The following is a 5,065-nucleotide window of genomic DNA, read 5'->3' as shown; positions in this document are numbered from 1 at the left end:
AGGTAGGAGCATGCGACCTCGGCGCTGATGGGAGTTTGCAAGTCCATGGCGTTTCTCTTCTCACGCGCATCGAAGACTGCGAGCACTGCATCCGTTTCAACGTCTGCGCCGCTCCGTGTCCGGGCGTCAGGCTCTTCATCGAGCCCGTCGCTCAGACCATTCACCGGCCGCCGCGCGAATGTGCGATCCGGCAATCTGTGCACTGAAGTACACACCATTTGCCGCGCCTTCACTGTGCGTTTGCGTACATGGGGCTGAGGGCGAGGTCTTGGGGTTTCGTGATGTTGGCCAGCGTCACGCGGCCGGCGCCAGCAGCGTGTCGACCATGGTGCGCATCCGCTGCCAGTGCGTGCCCTCCCAAAACACGCGCCCGCAACCATCGCAGCAGGCAAAGCGTTCGAAACGCTCCTGCACACCGCTCGGCAGGCGCTCGATGACCTCGGCCTTGTCGACGGCGCGCAATGGCGCATTGCAACGCAGGCACCGCGTGAAGGGCCGGGCCGAGCCGGCAAGGTCGAGCCGGTCGAACACCTCGCGCAGTTGCTGATCGCGGTGCAGTGTGCGCACATAACAGCCGTGCGTGACGTCGCGACGCTTGAGCAGCTCGCGGTCCCGCGTCAGCACGATGCGGCCCTGCTCGACCGCGAGGCGCACGATCTCGGCATCCTCGAAGTGGTTGTCGTAGAGCGTGTCGAAGCCGAACAGGCGCAGCTGGTGCGCAAGCCCACCCAGATGAGCGTCGGCAACAAAACGTGTCTCCCGCAACGCATGCTCACGCACGCGTAGCAACGGCGTCACATCGAAGGCCTCGAACACCGGGTACACCGCGACGCGGTCGCCATCGCTGAGCATGCGATCGAAGCCGACCGATTCGCCGTTGACCAGCACCAGCTCGACCTCGGTGTGCGGCACACCCAGCGCCTCGATCATGTGCTTGGTCGTCGCACGGTCAGCGCAGCGGCAGTCGAACGCCCGCCGGCGCCGGTCGGGGGCGAGAAAGTCATTCAGCTCCTCGTAGAAGCGGAACGTGACGGTGGCAGGCGTTTCGGCCATGGCAGCAAGGCCGAAGTTTGCGCTCTCTGCCCGCCTTGAGGGGTATCGCGGATCGACCACGCTGAGGCCGTGGTTAGGCCCTTCGCAAGTGCCTGGACCCACCCGGCACCATAGGGACAACCTCGAATAGGGTATTCAAGCGGTGGGCGCCGCAAAAGGCAATTCCCAGAATCAACCCGGCCCGCAGCAGTACTTTGGTCACTTGTGCCGATGCTGATGCGAGGACGTCGTTGTCGCGGTTGAACCGCTCCCTGTTTGAAGGAGACTGTGAGATGTCGAATCCCCTATCACCGTGGACTGGCCTGGGGCGCCCCCTGTGCCGAGCAGGGGCCAGCCTGGCTGTGCTCTGTGCGCTGCTGGGCAGCGCCGGTTCGTTTGCCCAGGCTTCGCCGGCGATGCAGCAAGAGCCAGCCGCCGCGGGAGCCGCCGCACAGGACCTGGCCCGCTTCGTTCAACACCAGCAGAAGGCGCACGCCGACGCGCTGCCCAAGGGCTTCCCGCTCGCCATCGACAGCGTGGCCGATCTGGCCCGCCTGCGCCTGGGCCGCGGCTTCGCCGTCTACACCGTCGACCCGTCCGACATCACGTCCGGCAGCGACCTGAGTTCCGCCGCCAAGCCCACCGGCCAATGGCGCTTCGTGGTGCGCCTGGGCAGCCGCCCTGTGGGCCTGGTCACGGTAGACCAGATGAATGGCCAATGGCAGGCCGTGTCGTACGGCGGCGCCGCGCTGGCGGAAGACGTGGACGCGAAGATGCGCCAGCACGGCAACCCCGACCGCTCGAACCTGCGCTTCGTCCGCATCTTCCAGGCGCACTCGGACTTCCTCGAGGTCGTGTCGCCGGCCGATGGCCACGCGCGCCTCGCGCCGCTGGTGTCGGCCCGTGTATCGCTGCGCATGCCGGTGGGCGATGGGTTGCTGGAGCAAGGCGATGTGCTGCCTTCGCTGCGTGCCGCCGTTGCGGCCAACGTCGCTGACTTCCAGCCCTGAGCAAGCCAGACCCCGGAGACTCGTCATGAAACTTGCAATCAAGCGTACCGTCGTCACCGCGTCCATGCTGCTCGCCATGCCCTTGGCGATGGCCGACTGGCGCCAGCTGAACGTCGTCGAAACCATCCAGGAGCACAGCCAGTGGTGCTGGGCCGGCTCCAGCCGCGCGGTCATGCGCTACTACGGCACCAACGACAGCCAGTGCTACATCGTCAACTGGGCGTTCGGCATCAATTACGCCTGCGGCAACAACACCTTCAACTGGAACAGCAACGCGAACCAGCCGAACAACCTGTACGGCAGCTCGGGCAGCGTGCAGTCCATCTTATGGAACCTGGGCGGCATCTCGAACACCGCGTACAGCTACGCCTCGTCGTGGAACAGCGTCACCTGGGACATCAACAACAACCGCCCGTTCGTGATGCGCTACGGCTGGACCAGCGGCGGCGGCCACATCATGGTCGGCGACGGCTGGGAAAACTACAACGGCACCAAGTACGTCTACATCATGAACCCGTGGCCCGGTGAGGGGCAGGAGTACAGCACCTACTCGTACGCGGTGTCGGCCTCCGACCACCAGTGGACGCACACGCTGCGGATGAATCGATAGCGAGACCTTGCCGGCGCGCCCCCTCAGCGCCGGGTTCATCCTTTGACACGCCGCGGGCTCCTGCTGGTCCGCGGCGTTTTTTCTTCTGGCCCTTTCGCGCCCTGCGTGGCCGACTCTTCGGGCGGCTCCTCCGGCCTGATCCACAGCCTGCGAAAGTCCATCCACCCACACCGTGCCAGCGAGACACCGCCCAACTGCGGCGCGTGGGTCAGCTTTTGCATGAGGTGGCGCATGGGCAGCACGGCACCGTCGAGCGTCAGGCGTGCGAAGGCTTCTTCCATCAGTGTCGCCCGGCGTGAGGCTGAGGGCTCCGCTGCAATGGCACTGCACTGCGCAGCCAGCCAGCGGCGCATGCTCGGCTTGAGCCAGGCRTGGAATTGGCCATCGCTGGCCAGAGCGCTGAACTGGCCGAACGCGAGGTCGTCGGTGAGCACTTCTCCCGTGACCGCGAGGTCGGCATCGTGGCGCCACTCCCAGCGCGCGAAAACCGGCGCAGGCAGCACGCGCAAGCTGGCACGTGAGCCGGCAGAGCGCAGCGCGTCGGCGATGGCGCCCGCCAGCTCGAGGTGGTGGTCCAGCTCGTAGGTGACGATGCGCACTGTGGCCGGCAGGCGCGGCGGCGTGCTTGCGTCACGCGCGGCGGGCGCGGGCAAGTGCGTGAACCCGGGCAACCATCCTCGCGCGACGCCCCATCGCGCCGGCATCGCGCGGCGAGCCACCTCGGCACGCAACCAGCGCCCCACGGCGAGACGAGCAGCCGCAGTGGTGAAAGCCGGGCGCGCCGGGTTGAGCAGCACGCAATCGCAGCCCTGTTCGGGTTGCGCGAGCTGGTGCCACCCGGCAGGCAATACGCGCTCGTCGTCGGCCAGCTGGCCGAGCCGCAGGTCCACCTCGGGGATCGGCGCGCCATCCGGCACAACCCAGAGATCGATCTCCGCGATAAGCGGCCGCTCGCGCCAATAGCCTTCAAAGGCCGCGAGCGTCGCGCGGTATTCGTTGTTGCGCACCAGCCTGAACGGGCCCGCACCGATCGGAAAGGTCGCGAACTCGGGGCGTTTCCAGTCGTCGACCGGCACAACGGCGGCGCTGTGATGGGCGAGCCGATGCAGCAGCAGCTGATCAGGCTCGGTGAGCCAAAGCTCGAGACGATCGCCCGCGACCTTCGCTTCGCGCAGGTGAGCCATCAGTGCACGATGCGGCCCGGCCGTGTCACGCAACCTTTGCAGCGACGCGGCGGCGTCGCTCGCACCCAGCGGGCGACCGTCATGAAAGCGCAGCCCCGGCCTGAGCCACAACCGCCAGCGGCGTCCACCGTCCAGGCACTCCCAGTGATGGGCCAAGCCGGGCACCACGCTGTCGCGCTCACGATCGAAGCCGGTCAGCCCGTCACACAGCTGCGAAACCAGGTGGGCCTCGGTGCGGCGGGTCACGTGGATCGGATCGAGCGCATGCAGCGGGCGGTAGAACGGAACACGCAATCCACCACCGGCGGTCGGGCCCAGAAACGCCGGCAAGGCGGACTGCAGTCGCGACCGCGCCGCCGCGGGCAGGCTGTCAAAGGCCTCTTCAAGGCGGCCATGGCCGATGAGCCCGCGCAGGTGGGCATCGCGCAGAACACCGGGCTCGCGCAAAAGCGCCAGCACGGACAACTTCCCGCGTCCGCGCCCCGGCGTCCAGCGCAACCACCCTTCAGCCTGCATCCGCCCCAGCAGCAAGCGCGCGTTGCGAGGCGTGCAGCACAGGCGATCTGCCGCCGCCTCGATCGACAGGCTGGACTCCACGGCCAAGCCATCGGCAAGACGGAGGTACTGATGCAGCAGCTTCAAGGCGTCGTGTCGTAAAAGCGGAAAGCCAACTCGAATTCTGGCCTATATCTCTTCCGTATTACCGACCACACTGCCCTGCCGCTTCCGTTTGTGCCCTTGCCCCATGTCCGAGTCCACCCTCTGGCGCAACGCCGGATTCCGCCGCGTCTTCGCTTCGTCCGCCTGTTTCGCGCTGGGGATCCAGATCTACCAGCTGGCCTTGCCGCTCGCGTTCTACGAGCTCACCCGGTCCGCCGGAGTCATGACGGGGTTGCGTGCCGTCGAGCTGTTGCCCAACTTGCTGCTGGCCATGTTCATCGGTGTCTGGGTCGATCGCGTCGATCGTGCGCTCTGGGCACGCAGGGCCATGGCCGGCATGGTCGTGCTGATGGGCGCGCAGGCGCTGCTGCTCGCCGATGGCGACCGGCTGGTCGTGCCCTTCTTCGCCGCCGCCTTCGCACTGATGACGCTCAACTACGTCTACGGCATCTGCCGGATGGGCCTGGTCAAGGAGGTGCTGCCGCCAACGCTTCTGCTGCCGGCGACAGGACAGCTCTCCACCATCACCCAGGTCGCTGCCGTGGCGGGCCCGGCGCTCGCCGGGATGC

The 5,065-nt window shown here is 67.0% G+C and carries 6 protein-coding genes; 4 read left to right on the top strand and 2 right to left on the bottom strand.

Translation table 11 applies throughout. From position 1 onward, the window contains the following. Window positions 1-206 (top strand): hypothetical protein (locus tag AC1DYI_RS26100; protein WP_477207044.1); only part of this gene is annotated, 206 nt, incomplete at its 5' end. Between the two features lie 88 nt (window positions 207-294). Here AC1DYI_RS26100 and AC1DYI_RS26095 read toward each other — a convergent pair. Further along, complete coding sequence (locus AC1DYI_RS26095; RefSeq protein ID WP_477207043.1) at window positions 295-1,053, bottom strand: Mut7-C RNAse domain-containing protein; 759 nt, start codon at window positions 1,051-1,053, stop codon at window positions 295-297. Window positions 1,054-1,325: 272 nt separating this feature from the next. Between AC1DYI_RS26095 and AC1DYI_RS26090 the strand changes: the two genes are divergently transcribed. Together AC1DYI_RS26090 and AC1DYI_RS26085 are read left to right on the top strand one after the other, a co-directional pair. Beyond that, a complete protein-coding gene (locus AC1DYI_RS26090) occupies window positions 1,326-2,042 on the top strand; it encodes a hypothetical protein (protein ID WP_477207042.1) in 717 nt (238 codons plus the stop codon). 25 nt (window positions 2,043-2,067) lie between these two features. Beyond that, window positions 2,068-2,652, top strand: coding sequence for a C39 family peptidase (locus AC1DYI_RS26085; protein WP_477207041.1), 585 nt, complete (start codon window positions 2,068-2,070; stop codon window positions 2,650-2,652). Between the two features lie 35 nt (window positions 2,653-2,687). Here the strand turns inward: AC1DYI_RS26085 and AC1DYI_RS26080 are convergent, their stop codons facing one another. Continuing rightward, window positions 2,688-4,478 (bottom strand): ABC transporter substrate-binding protein, encoded by a 1,791-nt coding sequence (locus tag AC1DYI_RS26080; protein ID WP_477207040.1) that lies wholly within the window; start codon window positions 4,476-4,478, stop codon window positions 2,688-2,690. A 103-nt stretch (window positions 4,479-4,581) separates the two neighbouring features. Between AC1DYI_RS26080 and AC1DYI_RS26075 the strand changes: the two genes are divergently transcribed. Next, window positions 4,582-5,065, top strand: a 484-nt coding sequence (locus AC1DYI_RS26075; protein ID WP_477207039.1) for an MFS transporter, incomplete at its 3' end; no start/stop codon positions are given.

It is taken from the genome of Ideonella sp. P3_A4 (genome assembly GCF_056403075.1).
Note: the sequence above shows the minus strand (reverse complement) of the source record. Positions and strands in the feature narration are given on the sequence as shown.